The organism is Peribacillus sp. NJ11 (assembly GCF_030348405.1).
In the GTDB taxonomy this organism is placed as follows: Bacteria; Bacillota; Bacilli; order Bacillales; family DSM-1321; genus Peribacillus.
In genome coordinates, this window is record NZ_JAUCFO010000001.1 from 3,170,902 (window position 1) to 3,187,161 (window position 16,260).

A 16,260-nucleotide genomic window follows, 5' to 3' on the forward strand; every position below is an offset into this window, starting at 1 on the left:
TGTTGAGTTTACTGATTATTGTGACGGTTATCAATGTTGTTGATGAGAAAATGGCTACGAAAGCAAGGCTTTCCTTACGATGTCTCCTTGCTTTCCATTGCCATATTCGCCACTTTTTCTATCCGTGACGGGGAAGGAACGGGAACTATTTGAAGTTTTCATTCTTTTAATAATCCAAATGAGTCATTTTCTTACATCTTGCAGGTGCGGCACTCCTATTTTCTCGTTTCCCGGCTTTGATTCGGCAATGCGATTTACTGAGGAAACGGCCGATTATATCCTGAACTTAGAAAAGGTGAACGGTCGAAAAAAGTTTAAGATGATCTGGTTTTAGGTCAAAAGGGTCCCTTAAAGGACCCTTTTGTTGTGGGTTGAATAAAGGTAAATTATGGATATATGTAAGGGTGCGTATTATTTTTTATCTTGCAATTCAGAATTATGTTAAAATAGGTTAGGTTACAAAAGGAGAGTGAAACTGTGTTATCTATTCCGGATGATAAAATTAGACCATTCATAACTATAACAATTGATCAGCCAACATTTTCAGAGCAAAAAATTGATGAGATACAGGAACCTTTCTTCTTTCTTATGAAGGAAAATCAAGTATTTGCGTATATCCGCATGGATGACCTCCCGTTAAATGAAAAAATAACGACAGTCGATCAGCTTTTACAGTATGCTTTTTCGATCGATAATGTCTGTAAATTAACTCCTAACATATCCTTGCCGCTTCTGTTTCAAATTATTGGTGAACCTATCGTACTGATAAAAACGGATGATGGCCTGCTTACCGGTTATGTAAAAAGGGAAGATGTGTTAGCTGAATTATTCAAGCAGGACAGCAAACAAAATTTAGACCTGCTAAATGTTATTTTAACTTCGATTCCTATGGGGATTTTTGTGGCTGATAAAGAAAAAAATATCGTGAACTTCAATGAATCAGGCTTGAAGATGATAAAAAAGCCTTCTGAACAAGTCCTAAATGAGCCTGCTGCGAACATCTTCAATAAGCAGCATATACATAGCGTGTTTGCCAGTGGGAGCAGTATTCTTAATCAGCTGGAGATCACTGATGTCATGAGTGTGCTTGTCGATTATAGCCCGATTCTAAACCATGAAAAAGAAGTCGAAGGGCTGATCATCATCGTTCAGGATTTACCGATGGTTGAGGAAATGGCCATGGAAATAGAATTGATAAAAAGCTCGAATAAAGACTTGAATGCCATTTTAGCGAATATCTATGATGAAATACTTGTAGTCAATCAAAAAGGGGAGCTGCTGCGCTATAGTGACAGCATCATCTCAGGATTCTGGGGGAAGGATTTAAAAGATTATATCGGGAAGAATCTCTTGCAACTAGAAGATGAAGGGATTTTTAATCCTTCGGTCACCCGATTGGTCCTTGAACAAAAAAAGAAAGTATCGATTGTCCAAGATACGAAAATGAATAAGAAAGTCCTTTCCGTCGGAACTCCTGTATTCAATGAAAAAGGGGATATAGATCGTATAGTCATTGCTTCAAGGGATATAACGGAAACGACACAATTGAAATCGGAATTAAATGAAATGAGGAAAGAACTGGACTCATTCAAAAAACAAGATCAATTTTATAAAGAGTTGATTTTTGCCAGTCCTAAAATGGAGCAGATAATCAGCCAAGTCAAGAAAATCGCTCATTTTTCATCTACTGTTTTAATCAACGGGGAGTCAGGGGTAGGTAAAGAAGTGATAGCCGAAGCCATTCATAAAATGGGTAGGCGGTCCAAGCAACCTTTCCTGAAGATAAATTGCGGGGCGATTCCGGAAAACCTCCTCGAAAGTGAATTGTTTGGTTATACGAAGGGTTCATTTACAGGAGCTGATAAAAATGGGAAGGTAGGATACTTTCAACAGGCCAATAGAGGTGTTTTATTCCTTGATGAAGTGGGTGACATGCCTATTCATCTTCAAGTCAAGCTGCTGCGGGTCCTCCAGGAACAGGAAGTGATCCCGATAGGCAGTACTACACCTATCTCCATTGACGTTCAAATTGTTGCGGCCACGAATAAGAGTCTGGAAAAAATGGTCGAGATGGGGACGTTCAGAGAAGATTTATTCTATCGATTGAACGTCATTCCCATTCATGTGCCTCCTTTAAGGGAAAGGCCGGAGGATATACCGCCGCTAGCCTTTCATTTTCTGCAAAAACTGAATGAAAGGTATCAGCGGAATTACCACTTTTCCCCCGATGCCTTAAATATACTGGAAGTCTATACATGGCCGGGGAACATTCGTGAATTGCAGAACATGATTGAAAGATTGGTTGTTTCTGCTGATGAAGAGATGATCGATGCTGACTTCATTCAAAGGTTCATTCCGGTCGGCAGTGACTTTAAACAAACGAAACCCATCATTACCAGAATCCTTCCTTTACAGGAAGCACAGGATCATGTCGAAGAGCAATTGATCATGCTTGCCATGAAACAGTATAAAACTACGACCAAAGCGGCAAAGGCTCTGGGGATAAGTCAATCGTCAGTGAGCAGGAAGTATCAAAAAGTTTTAGCTGAACAGAGTAAGAGAATCGAAAAAAATGCATATTGAATATAAGCCGTTGTCGAGTGATGATAATCACTTGTCAGCGGCTTTTTTTAAGAAAAGAAAAAGCTTTTCAATGAATTTTCAAGGGTGATTATGCAACGGGAAATAGTAATATGCAAATTTGCATAGTTTAAGAGCGGTTTATTAAAAATAATGCGATTTTATTGGGAAATTATATTGGCACGGTTCTTGCTTGATTAGTAAGTATAAGAAAAAAGGGAGGTAATCATTAAAGTTTCATCAGAGGCGTTCTTCATTACAAATCCACTAAAGTTATAAAAAAGGAGATTTTAAAATGTCAATTAACGTAGAAAGTAAAAATACTCAAGTCAACCAAACAGCAACCCAGGATTATATTAAAAAAGTGCTTCAATTAATCGAACAAAAGGAAATTTCAAAAGAAGATGCGCAGTGGATAACAAAAGAAACGGTCGAGAATTTCCGGAACCATGTAAACCCAGGGTTCTTGGAATATCGGAAGACGGTCACTAAAGACACACAATTCGCTGCGGTGGAGTGGTCTGATCAAGATTCCTGTTTTACGGATGTTAATGGAAAAAAATATATTGATTGTTTAGGTGGCTTTGGTATTTATAATGTTGGGCATCGTAACCCTAAAGTCGTTAAGGCCGTAACCGATCAATTGCAAAGACAAGCACTTCATAGCCAGGACTTACTTGATCCATTGCGTGCAATGCTTGCAAAAATCCTAGCCGATATCACGCCAGGGGATTTAAAATACTCATTCTTTACGAACAGCGGTACGGAGAGCGTGGAGGCTGCACTTAAGCTCGCTAAAATGTATAGTGATAAATACACGATTATTTCCACGACAAAATCATTCCATGGTAAAAGTCTTGGTTCCCTATCGGCAACGGCAAAGGGCATGTTCCGTAAACCGTTCATTCCACTGATTCCTGGTGTGCGTCATGTACCTTTCGGAGATGTGGATATGATGAGAAAAACGTTTGAAAGCTGTGCGTTGGTCGGTGAAGATGTTGCTGCTGTGCTGTTGGAGCCTATCCAGGGTGAAGGAGGGGTCATCCTCCCACCGCAAGATTATTTAAAGCAGGTTCGGGCATTATGTGATGAATATGATGCGTTATTGATATTGGATGAAGTTCAAACAGGAATGGGACGTACAGGTAAAATGTTCGCTTCTGAGCTTTATGATGTTGTTCCGGATATTATTTGTTTAGCGAAAGCATTTGGCGGCGGAGTAATGCCTGCAGGGGCTGTGGTAGCCAACGAGAAAGTGTTTAAAAGCTGGTTCGATAATCCATTCATGCACACTACGACATTTGGTGGGAATCCACTCGCGTGTGCTGCTGCCATCGCTACGATCGACGTCCTTTTGGAAGAAAAATTACCTCAGCGTGCTGCAGAAGTTGGAGAATACTTCCTAAATGGGTTAAAGGAAGTGGCTAACGAGCACAAAGATAAAGTATTGGAGATTCGCGGCCAAGGATTGATGATTGGTATCGAGTTCCATAAAGACGAAGTGGGTTATGAATTTTCAAAAGCCCTCTTTGATAAAGGCATCTTGGTGGCAGGTACGCTTATAAACTCCAAAACAATCAGGATTGAGCCGTCATTGACTATTCATTTGGATGAAGTGGATACAGTCATAAAAGCGTTTAAAGAGGTCTTGCCGACGCTTCAATCTTAATTTGAATAAGCAGAAAAACAGCCTTTGGGCTGTTTTTTTTGTTGATTGGAGGGAGAAAGTATGGAAAATTCATTACATATTTCTCGTTATTTAACTGCACCTCAGAAATTTTTTTTGCTAAAATTAGTCATGAAAACGAGAATTACACAGTTTGGACAATGATTTAATTCCTTTAACGTAATTTGGTATGTTATAATAATTTCTGGAAAAAGGAGTGATGAAGATATGACACCTGCTCTGCAAAAAATGTGGATATCCTTTATAGCTATGGGCTTTATGGTTATCTCTATATTTCTAATCTACTTAAGCCGTTATAAATTAAAAGGTTTTTGGAGAGGCTTGACAGCAATTATTGCATACATACTTATGATTCTAGCCGGCTTGATCATCCTTATCGTTGTTCTTAGCGGGCCAACCACTTGATAGGTGAGGAGAAATGATGAAGAATTTTTTCAAAATATTATGTTTATTATGCATCTCCGTATCATTATCTGGCTGTTTATATCCGGAGAAGCAAAAAATGCAAAACCAACTGCCTTATAAAGAGCAAATACAATCCGTCCAAAGTGCAGTCGATCAATTTCAGAAAGACGAAGGCGGCATACTGCCCATCGTTACAAAAGATGCAGAGACACCGATTTATCAAAAATATGTCATAAAGTTTTCTAAGATCTCGCCGAGGTACATGGCTGAACCGCCGGACAATGCCTTTGAATCAGGAGGCGTCTTTCAATACATCCTCGTTAATGCCGAAAAGGATCCGACTGTAAAGCTGTTGGATGTCAGGATGGCACAGAAGATTCAGGATGTTTCCTTGAGATTGACTGCTTATCAGCAAAGCAATGGATACCCGCCATTTAAGGAAAGGTTATCCGATAATGTCTTTACGCTCGATTATGAAAAAATGGGCCTGAAGGAAGCTCCTACGGTCACGAGTCCATTTTCACAAAAAGACTTATATCTTGTAGTCGATGGCCAAGGTGATATTTTTGTTGACTATACCCCGGATTTACTTGAGGCATTAAAGAAGCATGATGGGGAAGTCAAGCCAGGTGAGGATATCCGGGACCTGCTAGTGCAGAGTTCGGAGTTCGTACCAGCCTATTCATTGCCATATACAATTGATGAAAAAACAAATAATCCAATATTTCTTGCAAAATAGGCATAACCCTTCTTCTACAAAATATATTGTAGGGGAAGGGTTATTTCTTTATCTTTATTTCATCTTACTTTTAAAATAACAACCCTTATATAAAATTTCTGGTGGAGGAAGGGAATGAACCAGGGAAATAATTGGAATAAATTTTTAGGACAACATCATAGATATATAGTGTCCTAAATAAAAGCAAATGGATAAACGAAATCCCAAAACTCTAATTCGGGAGGGGATACCTTGGAAAAGGTAGATATTTTTAAAGATATAGCTGAACGGACCGGTGGCGATATTTATTTGGGGGTGGTCGGTGCCGTCAGGACTGGGAAATCCACATTTATTAAAAAATTCATGGAGTTAGTCGTTATTCCGAATATCCCTTCAGAGGCCGACCGTGCAAGGGCACAGGATGAATTGCCTCAAAGTGCTGCTGGAAAGACGATCATGACGACAGAACCAAAATTCGTACCCAATCAGGCAGCATCGATTCAGGTAGCTGAAGGGCTCGAAGTTAACATTCGTTTAGTCGATTGTGTCGGTTATACAATACCAGGGGCTAAAGGGTATGAAGATGAAAATGGTCCCCGCATGATTCACACGCCTTGGTATGAAGAGCCGATTCCGTTCAATGAAGCGGCTGAAATAGGTACTCGCAAAGTAATTCAGGATCATTCAACATTAGGTGTAGTCGTTACGACGGATGGGTCAATAGGGGAAATTCCTCGTAGTGATTATTTAGAGGCCGAGGAAAGGGTTGTTGAAGAATTGAAGGAGGTTGGCAAGCCATTTATCATGATTGTCAATTCCGTTCAGCCTCACCACCCAAATACGGTAGCATTGAAGGAATCCTTGCAGGAAAAGTATGATATCCCTGTATTGGCCATGAGTGTCGAAGGAATGCGGGAATCGGATGTTTACAGCGTACTCCGTGAGGCCCTTTACGAATTCCCGGTTCTCGAAGTCAATGTGAATCTCCCAAGCTGGGTAATGGTTCTGCGAGAAGATCATTGGTTAAGGGAAAGTTACCAGGAAGCGGTTAAAGAAACCGTTAAGGACATTAAACGCCTGAGGGATGTAGATCGTGTTGTCGGTCATTTTAATGAATTCGAGTTCATTGACCGTGCCGCGCTTGCAGGCATTGAGATGGGGCAGGGTGTTGCGGAAATCGACCTGTACGCCCCTGATGAACTCTATGATGATATTCTGAAGGAAATAGTCGGTGTGGAGATTCGGGGCAAGGATCATCTGTTATCTTTGATGCAGGACTTTGCGTATGCCAAAGCAGAATATGATCAGGTGGCAGATGCACTGAGAATGGTCAAACAAACCGGATATGGTGTCGCAGCACCTTCCCTTAACGATATGAGTCTTGATGAACCGGAAATCATCCGTCAGGGAGCCAGGTTCGGTGTAAGGCTAAAAGCTGTTGCTCCTTCCATCCACATGATCAAGGTCGATGTCGAATCCGAATTCTCGCCAATCATCGGGACGGAAAAGCAAAGTGAAGAATTGGTCCGGTATCTGATGCAGGATTTCGAAGACAATCCACTTTCCATTTGGAACTCTGATATTTTTGGCAGGAGCCTAAGTTCCTATGTAAGGGAAGGCATACAGGTGAAATTAGCGATGATGCCAGACAATGCGCGCTATAAATTGAAAGAGACACTGGAGAGAATTATTAATGAGGGCAGTGGGGGATTGATTGCCATCATCTTATAAAACGTTTTAAAGCTGGACCAATTCCTTCAATGGATTGGTCTTTTTGCATTCAATGGACGAAAGTATCCCAAGAAAAATACCCCTTTATGAAGGCTAATATTTGAGAAAACCTGTTATTTTTTAGTATAATCTTGAAAAAACCCTGTGGTTAAGCGATTTTCAGTAATATAATAAGTTTAATTTCTATAAAAAAGGGAAATGATGAATAGCGAAAGACAAAATTTATAATATATACAATTATTAATGAAAAGATTCCCATTATTTTTTGAATTCCCTTGCTAAGCCAATAGGATTTGTGATAATCTACATACAGAAAACGCGTTATAACAGCGATTTCAACCTATTTTCAAATTTTCGGATGCATTATTTGGAAATTAATTCGGCTTGGTAATCCTTGATTTCCATGGAATGAATTTTTTTGGACCGAAACTAATATCAAATCACTATTATAGTGTTGTAATAATGATTTTTTATAAAGAATCCTTTTGGGAGGAGGTGAATGGCATGAACAAAACAGAATTGATTAATGAAGTTGTTACAGCAACTGAAATTTCTAAGAAAGACGCTACAAAAGCTGTTGATGCTGTTTTTGATACAATCTTAGAAGCTCTAAAAAACGGTGATAAAGTCCAATTGATTGGTTTTGGTAACTTTGAAGTTCGTGAACGTGCGGCTCGTAAAGGCCGTAACCCACAAACTGGTGACGAAATTGAAATTGCAGCTAGCAAAGTGCCAGCTTTCAAACCTGGTAAAGCACTGAAAGATGCAGTGAAGTAATTCTACCATTACATACGGGTGCTTAACCGAAAAGGGCCGCGTGAAAACGCGGCCCTTTTTTTGCTTCTTAATTTCTATCTGTGATAATATAAAAGACAGTGAATATTTCAGAAACGCTGTAAATGGCAAATCCGTCAAAAGCCATGACAAAAAAGCCGATTCCGAGGAAACTGCCTTTCAAGAGTGTCAATGCAAGTGGGAATGGGTGGCCTTGATAATAGGAAATATGGATGTCAGGGTGTAATGCCTTGAATTTTATTCTGAATACATAATATTAATGATTTTTTAGGAGGTACTATAAATGGCTAATGTTGATCATGCCAAAATAGAAGAAGCGGTTAAAATGCTTCTTGAGGCTGTAGGGGAAGACCCAACGAGGGAAGGATTGCTGGATACTCCTGGCCGTGTAGCCAGAATGTATGAAGAAATTTTTTCTGGACTTAATCAGGATCCAAAAGAGTATTTCGATACTGTTTTTGGAGAGGACCATGAAGAACTGGTACTTGTAAAGGATATTCCGTTTTACTCAGTCTGTGAACATCATTTAGTCCCTTTTTACGGAAAAGCCCATGTAGCATATATCCCGAAAAACGGAAAAGTAACGGGGTTAAGTAAATTGGCACGGGCGGTTGAGGCTGTATCGAAGCGTCCGCAACTTCAAGAGCGGATAACTTCGACAGTTGCTGACTCGATAATGGAAAAGCTTGAGCCTCATGGTGTAATGGTTGTAGTGGAGGCTGAACATATGTGCATGACCATGCGAGGTGTAAAAAAACCCGGATCTAAAACAGTGACTTCAGCTGTAAGGGGAACGTTTGCGAAGGATCACCGCACTAGAGCGGAAGTGCTGGCATTCATAAAAGACTAAGGACATGGGGGCAGGAAAAAAATGAATGAAAAAAAGATTCTGAATGATTTTGTCGTAATCAAAGCCATTGAGGATAGTGTGAATGTCATCGGGTTAACAAGAGGTACGGACACTAAGTTTCATCACTCCGAAAAACTTGACTCAGGAGAGGTGATGATCGCACAATTCACAGAGCATACCTCGGCGATTAAAATCAGGGGCCATGCAAAAGTTTATACTCCATTCGGGGAGATAGAAAGTGATTCTAAAAAGAATTCACTTGACAAATGATAGCTCCAATTTAATTGGTTAAATATAAATCAATCATCTGATATCGCGTTTAACAAGCCGTAAATTTCCCGCATCCATTTTCTTGAAGAGCAAATGATGAAGGTTTCCTTATTTTTGGAAGTTTCATTTTATAAACGTTGTCCATTTCATCTGATTGTTTTTATGGTATAATAATGTGTATTTTACACAGACAGAAACCAATATGTATGAAAAAAATTATCTTTCGGGGATGCAAGGGTGATCTCAATTGTTAAACATAACGGACGACATAAGGCAATTAAAACGATTAATAGAAACGAAAGCTCAACATCCATATTTATTGAAGCATATACAAAAGCCAAGCTTGGACGAAGATAAACTGATATTGCTTTGGGGATTGTTTAACGATTTGGACGTTTTAAACGAAAAACGGAATCAATACATCATTTCAACCATGTTAGTGCAAATAGCTCTGGATACCCATGAAATCGTCTCGAATTCGGGTGATGGAATCGAGTTGCCTGAGGTATTGAAAAATCGCCAATTACAAGTGCTTGCTGGAGATTACTATAGTGGCTTATACTATCAAGGGCTTGCCAGTGTAGGTAATGTTGAAATGATCCGTATACTTTCAAGCGCAATAAAAAAAATAAATGATAATAAAATCATTCTTTATCAACAAGGGTCCATTAATGATGTACCAACGCTTTTAATGACGATAAAAGCGATCGAGGCTTCGCTGATCCATAAACTGGCGGATTACTATAATGAGCCTGCCTGGATAGACATATCGGAAGATCTGCTGCTTTTGAAAAGGCTGCATGCCGAGAAGCGGAGTTATCTGAAAACGGGTCAATCTATAGTTTTTGATGTCCTAAGGGCAATGCCTTTTGATGACTCGATTATTGGGGACGTACTCATTTCGGAAAAAGAAGAACAGGTACGGGCCCAATTCGATAAGTGCCTGAGGGATGCCAGGCAATCTGTACAGTGCTCGATGCGGAAACTGGCAAAGTTTGATGATGAACTTCTTGATAGAGTGAAAGTCATCTTGGAACAAACAGAGAGTATAGCAAATTCATATGTGAAAGAAGGGTGAGTCATGGAGCAGTCTAAAGAGCAAAAAGTTCATCATGTCTTCGAAAAGATCTACGGAAACTATGACAAGATGAATTCCCTCATCAGCTTTAAACAGCATCTTAAATGGCGGAAGGCTACAATGGCCATCATGAATGTCCCAAAAGGCGCCCATGCACTTGATGTATGCTGTGGAACAGCGGACTGGACCATTGCCCTTGCTAACGAAGTAGGACCGGAAGGAAAGGTTGTTGGTCTCGATTTTAGTAAGAACATGCTGAAAATCGGCGAACAAAAGGTGAATGAACTCAATTTAGATCAAGTTTCCCTAATGCATGGGAATGCAATGGAACTTCCTTTTGAGGATAATAGCTTTGATTATGTCACGATTGGTTTCGGGCTGCGGAATGTCCCTGATTACATGCAAGTGCTTAAAGAGTTAAACCGGGTAGCCAAGCCAGGTGGAATGGTCGTTTGCCTGGACACTTCACAGCCAACGATGCTTGGCTTTAAACAGGGCTATTACTTTTATTTCCGTTTCATCATGCCTATGTTCGGCAAATTATTCGCAAAAAGTTATAGCGAATATTCATGGTTGCAGGAATCAGCTCGAGATTTCCCAGGCATGAAAAAGCTTGAAAGCATGTTCAAGCAGGCAGGAATGGATAATGTCAGTTACAAGGCCCATTTCGGCGGTGTTGCAGCAACACATTTCGGGTACAAGCCTTCAAAATAAGCATAATAGGAATGGACAAAGCTGGGTGGAATGTATGAAATTTAAAATGATGTATTCGTTTTTGAATGCAGATTTGCAATTAATAGAAAAAGAACTGGAAGCCGCAATTGAAGCGGATTCCACTGTTTTAAGGGAGGCTTCCCTGCATTTACTGCAATCCGGTGGAAAGCGGATCCGTCCGGTATTCGTCCTTTTGGGTGCGAAGTTTGGCGATTATGATATACATGTCGTAAAGCATGTCGCAGCGACATTGGAACTGATCCATACAGCTTCCCTTGTACATGATGATGTTGTAGATGATGCAGATTTACGCAGGGGATCTGCCACCATTAAGTCAAAATGGGATAATCGCGTCGCCATGTACACAGGCGACTTCATTTTTGCTCGTGCACTGGAAATGATGGCGGTGATCGAGTCGCCCCTTGCGCATCAAATTCTCGCTGATACTATGGTTGAACTATGCCTTGGGGAAATTGAACAAATAAAAGATAAATACAATTTCGAACAGAATTGGCGGATATATTTCAGAAGGATCAAACGAAAAACGGCATTACTCATTGCATCCAGCTGCCAGTTGGGAGCCATTTCAGCCGGTGTTGAAGAGAAAATTCACCAAAAGCTATTTAAATTCGGATATTATGTCGGTATGTCTTATCAAATCACCGATGATATATTGGATTTTACAGCTTCGGAAGAAGAGCTTGGTAAACCAGCCGGAAGTGATTTGATTCAAGGGAATATCACTTTACCAGTTTTGATTGCAATGGAAGATCCAAAGTTGAAAAAGCTAATTGAAACAGTTCGGGAAGATACGCCAAAAGACGAAATGTCCCACATAATCAATGAGATAAAATCTTCCGGTGCCATTGAACAGGCTGCGAGGATCAGTGATATGTATTTAGAAAAGGCTTTTACTGAGTTGAAAGGTCTTCCTGCAATTAAAGCCAGAAAAACTTTATCCGATATCGCGAAAAATATCGGAAAAAGAAAGTTTTAATACTGGGAGTTGCGAAACTCATCAAACAATGGTAATATTCTAAAAGGATTGCCTTATATAGGCAAATAACAATGATACATATTAGGAGTGACATTCATGGAAAGAACATTTTTAATGGTTAAACCTGACGGCGTTCAACGTAATTTAATCGGTGAAATCGTTTCCCGTTTTGAAAAGAAAGGCTTCCTTCTTGCAGGAGCAAAATTAATGGTCATCTCTCAGGAATTGGCTGAGCAACATTACGGCGAACACAAAGAACGTCCTTTCTTTGGCGAATTAGTGGACTTCATTACTTCAGGTCCTGTCTTCGCAATGGTTTGGGAAGGTGAAAATGTAATCGCTACTGCACGTCAAATGATGGGTGCTACTAACCCTAAAGATGCAGCTGCAGCAACAATTCGTGGTGATTTTGCCGTAACTGTTGGCAAAAACATCATTCACGGATCTGATTCAGCTGAAAGCGCTGTACGTGAAATCGGTTTATTCTTCAAAGAAGAAGAACTTGTTGAGTATTCAAAACTTGTTAACGAGTGGGTTTATTAATTAATACGAACACAATTAAAAAAGCGGGTTCCATCGTCATTATGAGATGGAACCCGTTTTTTTATTTAGAGCTTATTTTATTTAAAGAAAATATGGCATTTTCCGATATATAAAGAGTAGAACCACTTAAAATAATTATGTGCAGGGGAGTCGTAGGAATGCCTCAAGAATATGAAGAGTTTATTCGTAATATCAAAATGTTGACAGGCATTGATTTGGCATTATATAAGGAAGGGCAAATGAAAAGGAGACTAACTTCTCTATATGAAAAAAGAGGATATCATTCATTTCGTGAATACTATAAAGACATTCAAACAAGTCCGGGAGTATTAAATGAGTTTTTGGATAGAATGACAATCAATGTTTCAGAATTTTATAGAAATGCGAAAAGATGGGAAGTGTTGGAGCGGAAAATCCTTCCTGGGTTATTAGGAAGCAAAAAAAAGTTGAAAATTTGGAGTGCCGCCTGTTCTACTGGTGAGGAACCATATACGATTGCAATGATATTATCCAATCTCGTTCCACTTAGCCAGATAGAGATATTGGCGACGGATCTGGATGAAAATGTATTGGCGCGTGCGAAATTGGGAATTTATCCTGACCGATCCTTAAATGAAGTACCTCAAGAAATAAAAAGGAAATACTTTAAAAAAGAAGCGGATTTTTATCGTGTCGATGATGAAATCAAAAAGAGAGTGACATTTAAAAAGCAAAACCTTCTCGCAAATCGGTTCGAACAGGGATTCGATTTAATCGTTTGCCGCAATGTTTTAATTTATTTCACTGAAGAAGCCAAAAGTTTATTATATGAAAAATTCAGTGCATCACTAAAAAGCGGCGGGGTTTTTTTTGTAGGAAGTACCGAGCAAATATTCACCCCAGGAAAATATCAATTTGAAACGATCGACACATTTTTTTATAAGAAAAAGTAAATACCTTGAAAGGGACTGATTCTGCACATGAGCATTCAGTCCCTTTTCGGTTGTCGTGTAATAGCAAATCCAGTAGAACTTCAATTTGAAAGATTAAACTATATCGAAAATGTTTAAGTACTTGTAAAATAGAAAGAAAAGTGATTAAATTCAAACAATATGGTTTTTACGTTTTACATATACCCACATTTCATAAAATTGTGGTATATTGATACATATACACTTTAAAGTGCTAAAAGGGGGCTGGAAGATGAGATATTTAACAGCGGGAGAATCACATGGTCCGCAACTGACTACTATAATTGAGGGATTACCGGCAGGAATGCCGATAACGAATGAGGATATTAATCAAGAATTAGGACGCCGGCAAAAAGGGCATGGGCGTGGAAGAAGGATGCAAATCGAGAAAGATCAGGTTTTCATATCTTCGGGAATCAGACATGGCTACACACTAGGTTCACCGGTGGCTTTGGTGGTTGAGAACGACGACTGGAAGCATTGGACAAAGATCATGGGAAGTGAAGGGCTTTCAGAGGAAGAGGCTGAAGAAATCAAACGTAAAATCACCCGCCCTCGCCCTGGTCATGCCGATTTGAACGGTGGGATTAAATACGGTCACCGTGATCTGAGAAATGTTTTGGAACGGTCTTCAGCCCGTGAAACGACTGTAAGGGTGGCAGCTGGGGCTGTCGCTAAAAAGCTATTATCTCTATTGGGGATAGAAGTGGCATCGCATGTTTTGGAAATTGGTGGAGTGAAGGCAGAACCCCCAAAATACGAAACGATTCAGCAGTTGCAACAGGTGACAGAAGAATCTTCTGTAAGATGTTTTGACAAAAACGTAGAGCAACAAATGAAAGATGCAATTGATGAAGCGAAACAAAAAGGAGATTCCATCGGAGGCATCGTTGAAGTCATTGTAGAAGGAATGCCGGTGGGTGTAGGGAGTTATGTGCATTATGACCGTAAGCTTGATGCAAAACTTGCAGCAGCGATAATGAGCATCAATGCATTTAAAGGTGTGGAAATAGGTCTTGGATTCGAAGCGGCCCATCTATTCGGCAGTGATGTCCATGATGAAATCGCATGGGATGAAGAACAGGGTTATTACCGGAAAACCAATCGCCTAGGCGGTTTTGAAGGCGGTATGACAACGGGAATGCCGATAGTTGTGCGCGGTGTAATGAAGCCGATCCCTACTTTATATAAACCTTTGAAAAGTGTTGATATTGACACGAAGGAAGTGTTCGAAGCAAGTGTGGAACGTTCCGATAGTTGTGCAGTTCCTGCAGCGGCAGTAGTTGCCGAGGCAGTAGTTGCGTGGGAACTGGCGGCTGCCATCGTTGATCAATTCCCTTCAGATCGTTATGAGCAATTAGCTGAATACATTAGATCTTATCGGGAAGAAGTAAAGGAGTTTTAAATCATGGAATCCATCCAAATAAAAACGGCTTCCAAGCAATATCCGGTTTTAATTGGCAAGAAGGCGATTAATGAATTGCCCGAATTAATAACACATGAATTAAATCATCTAAACAAGATTCTGATTATAACTGATGAGAAAGTGGCGGAACTTCATTTGCAAACTGTGAAAAACGCCCTTGTCAAGACGGGGAAACCTGTCCTGCATCATGTTGTGCCAGAGGGGGAGCATGCTAAAACTTTCGATGTGTTTTATGAATGCCAAAGCTACTGCTTATCCCAACAGCTTAATCGCAAGTCATTGATTATCGCCCTTGGTGGTGGTGCGGTCGGTGACTTGGCTGGATTTGTTGCGGCTACATTTATGAGAGGGATTCCATTCATACAGGTTCCGACGACTTTGCTCGCCCACGATAGTGCAGTGGGCGGCAAGGTTGCCATCAATCATCCACTAGGAAAAAATATGATTGGGGCCTTTCACCAGCCTGAAGCGGTCATATATGATCTTGAATTCTTAAAAACCCTGCCGCTTAAAGAATTAAGGTCAGGTTTTGCCGAAGTCATTAAACATTCCTTGATAGCCGATAATGAGTTTTATCTATGGTTAAAGTCGAATATTGTGGATTTGAATGATATTACGGATGAGCAATTCCTAACAATGATTACAAAAGGGATCGGCATCAAAGCTAAAATTGTCGAAGAGGATGAGAAGGAAACCGGCATTCGTGCCTTTTTGAATTTTGGTCATACGCTTGGGCATGCAGTGGAAGGTTCAATGGGATATGGAAACTTTACGCATGGGGAATCCATTTTAATCGGGATGGTATATGCTCTTAAATTAAGCAAAAAGAAAGTGGGTCTCGATTTTAAACTGGATGAGTTTATTAATTGGGTTTCTTCTTTAGGTTATCAAATGACCATTCCAACCCGACTTGAACATGCAATGCTACTGGAATTAATGAAAACGGACAAAAAATCAGTCAATGATGCAGCTACCTTTGTCCTGCTAAACGAAGTGGGGTCACCGCAACTAATGGATATAGGCGACTCTGATCTGATAGAGGAAATGGCGGATATGATATAAAGTTCAGAAGAAGGGGGACTATGTGTGATAAGAGGAATAAGGGGTGCCACCACAGTAGAAAGAGACACAGAAATGGAAGTGATTTCAGCTGTCGAAAAGTTGATGGCAGAGATCATTCAGGTCAACGAGATTGATCCCGATATGGTGGCTTCTGTATTTTTTTCTGCTACGGAAGAGATTCGTTCTGTCTTCCCTGCCAAAGCCTTGAGGAAATTCGAAGGCTGGACTTATGTACCGGTTACATGCATGAAAGAAATACCGGTGAGCAATTCCTTGCCATTTTGCATCCGGGTCATGATCCACGTAAATACGACGAAATCTCAAAAAGAGATACAGCATGTATATCAGGCAGGAGCTACGGTATTACGGCCAGATTTGACAAAGCAGATATAAGATGATTTTAAAACTATGAATATGATATACTATTCTCACACTTTCTTACTTTAAAGTGATA

Annotated in this window: 16 protein-coding genes; all 16 read left to right on the plus strand. The window is 40.0% G+C overall.

The window, feature by feature from the left end:
* The first annotated feature begins 477 nt into the window (after window positions 1–477).
* Entirely contained in the window at window positions 478–2,583 is a 2,106-nt protein-coding gene (locus tag QUF86_RS15700) for a sigma 54-interacting transcriptional regulator (protein ID WP_289315822.1), read from the plus strand.
* A 292-nt stretch (window positions 2,584–2,875) separates the two neighbouring features.
* On the plus strand, window positions 2,876–4,249 hold the full coding sequence (locus QUF86_RS15705; RefSeq protein ID WP_289334821.1) for a putrescine aminotransferase: 1,374 nt from the start codon (window positions 2,876–2,878) through the stop codon (window positions 4,247–4,249).
* Window positions 4,250–4,474: 225 nt separating this feature from the next.
* On the plus strand, window positions 4,475–4,672 hold the full coding sequence (locus tag QUF86_RS15710) for a DUF2768 domain-containing protein (RefSeq protein ID WP_284470311.1): 198 nt from the start codon (window positions 4,475–4,477) through the stop codon (window positions 4,670–4,672).
* Window positions 4,673–4,685: 13 nt separating this feature from the next.
* The gene (locus tag QUF86_RS15715; RefSeq protein ID WP_289315824.1) at window positions 4,686–5,411 is read left to right on the plus strand and encodes a hypothetical protein; all 726 of its coding nucleotides are present in this window, start codon (window positions 4,686–4,688) and stop codon (window positions 5,409–5,411) included.
* A gap of 231 nt (window positions 5,412–5,642) precedes the next feature.
* Window positions 5,643–7,121: a stage IV sporulation protein A gene (gene spoIVA, locus QUF86_RS15720; protein ID WP_289315825.1), complete on the plus strand. Its 1,479-nt coding sequence runs from the start codon at window positions 5,643–5,645 to the stop codon at window positions 7,119–7,121.
* Between the two features lie 504 nt (window positions 7,122–7,625).
* Window positions 7,626–7,898 (plus strand): HU family DNA-binding protein, encoded by a 273-nt coding sequence (locus tag QUF86_RS15725; RefSeq protein WP_034308023.1) that lies wholly within the window; start codon window positions 7,626–7,628, stop codon window positions 7,896–7,898.
* A 301-nt stretch (window positions 7,899–8,199) separates the two neighbouring features.
* Window positions 8,200–8,766, plus strand: a complete 567-nt coding sequence (gene folE, locus QUF86_RS15730) for a GTP cyclohydrolase I FolE (RefSeq protein WP_285766234.1) — start codon at window positions 8,200–8,202, stop codon at window positions 8,764–8,766.
* Window positions 8,767–8,787: 21 nt separating this feature from the next.
* Complete coding sequence (gene mtrB, locus QUF86_RS15735; RefSeq protein WP_283897147.1) at window positions 8,788–9,036, plus strand: trp RNA-binding attenuation protein MtrB; 249 nt, start codon at window positions 8,788–8,790, stop codon at window positions 9,034–9,036.
* A gap of 247 nt (window positions 9,037–9,283) precedes the next feature.
* Entirely contained in the window at window positions 9,284–10,114 is an 831-nt protein-coding gene (locus QUF86_RS15740) for a heptaprenyl diphosphate synthase component 1 (protein ID WP_289315826.1), read from the plus strand.
* 3 nt (window positions 10,115–10,117) lie between these two features.
* On the plus strand, window positions 10,118–10,828 hold the full coding sequence (locus QUF86_RS15745) for a demethylmenaquinone methyltransferase (protein WP_289315827.1): 711 nt from the start codon (window positions 10,118–10,120) through the stop codon (window positions 10,826–10,828).
* 34 nt (window positions 10,829–10,862) lie between these two features.
* Complete coding sequence (gene hepT / locus QUF86_RS15750; protein WP_289315828.1) at window positions 10,863–11,825, plus strand: heptaprenyl diphosphate synthase component II; 963 nt, start codon at window positions 10,863–10,865, stop codon at window positions 11,823–11,825.
* Between the two features lie 96 nt (window positions 11,826–11,921).
* On the plus strand, window positions 11,922–12,368 hold the full coding sequence (gene ndk, locus QUF86_RS15755) for a nucleoside-diphosphate kinase (RefSeq protein WP_034308008.1): 447 nt from the start codon (window positions 11,922–11,924) through the stop codon (window positions 12,366–12,368).
* 158 nt (window positions 12,369–12,526) lie between these two features.
* Window positions 12,527–13,300: a CheR family methyltransferase gene (locus tag QUF86_RS15760; protein WP_289334822.1), complete on the plus strand. Its 774-nt coding sequence runs from the start codon at window positions 12,527–12,529 to the stop codon at window positions 13,298–13,300.
* A gap of 250 nt (window positions 13,301–13,550) precedes the next feature.
* The gene (aroC, locus tag QUF86_RS15765; protein ID WP_289315830.1) at window positions 13,551–14,723 is read left to right on the plus strand and encodes a chorismate synthase; all 1,173 of its coding nucleotides are present in this window, start codon (window positions 13,551–13,553) and stop codon (window positions 14,721–14,723) included.
* Window positions 14,724–14,726: 3 nt separating this feature from the next.
* A complete protein-coding gene (gene aroB, locus QUF86_RS15770) occupies window positions 14,727–15,806 on the plus strand; it encodes a 3-dehydroquinate synthase (RefSeq protein ID WP_289325604.1) in 1,080 nt (359 codons plus the stop codon).
* 24 nt (window positions 15,807–15,830) lie between these two features.
* Window positions 15,831–16,199, plus strand: a complete 369-nt coding sequence (gene aroH / locus QUF86_RS15775) for a chorismate mutase (RefSeq protein WP_095389661.1) — start codon at window positions 15,831–15,833, stop codon at window positions 16,197–16,199.
* Window positions 16,200–16,260: the final 61 nt, after the last annotated feature.

Excerpts from the sequence above, each read along its gene's own strand:
- QUF86_RS15710 (WP_284470311.1), top strand. The coding sequence starts at position 4,475 with ATGACACCTGCTCTGCAAAAAATGTGGATATCCTTTATAGCTATGGGC.
- hepT (WP_289315828.1), top strand. The coding sequence starts at position 10,863 with ATGAAATTTAAAATGATGTATTCGTTTTTGAATGCAGATTTGCAATTA.
- QUF86_RS15705 (WP_289334821.1), top strand. The coding sequence starts at position 2,876 with ATGTCAATTAACGTAGAAAGTAAAAATACTCAAGTCAACCAAACAGCA.
- QUF86_RS15715 (WP_289315824.1), top strand. The coding sequence starts at position 4,686 with ATGATGAAGAATTTTTTCAAAATATTATGTTTATTATGCATCTCCGTA.
- aroC (WP_289315830.1), top strand. The coding sequence starts at position 13,551 with ATGAGATATTTAACAGCGGGAGAATCACATGGTCCGCAACTGACTACT.
- aroB (WP_289325604.1), top strand. The coding sequence starts at position 14,727 with ATGGAATCCATCCAAATAAAAACGGCTTCCAAGCAATATCCGGTTTTA.
- QUF86_RS15725 (WP_034308023.1), top strand. The coding sequence starts at position 7,626 with ATGAACAAAACAGAATTGATTAATGAAGTTGTTACAGCAACTGAAATT.
- ndk (WP_034308008.1), top strand. The coding sequence starts at position 11,922 with ATGGAAAGAACATTTTTAATGGTTAAACCTGACGGCGTTCAACGTAAT.
- folE (WP_285766234.1), top strand. The coding sequence starts at position 8,200 with ATGGCTAATGTTGATCATGCCAAAATAGAAGAAGCGGTTAAAATGCTT.
- QUF86_RS15745 (WP_289315827.1), top strand. The coding sequence starts at position 10,118 with ATGGAGCAGTCTAAAGAGCAAAAAGTTCATCATGTCTTCGAAAAGATC.
- mtrB (WP_283897147.1), top strand. The coding sequence starts at position 8,788 with ATGAATGAAAAAAAGATTCTGAATGATTTTGTCGTAATCAAAGCCATT.
- QUF86_RS15760 (WP_289334822.1), top strand. The coding sequence starts at position 12,527 with ATGCCTCAAGAATATGAAGAGTTTATTCGTAATATCAAAATGTTGACA.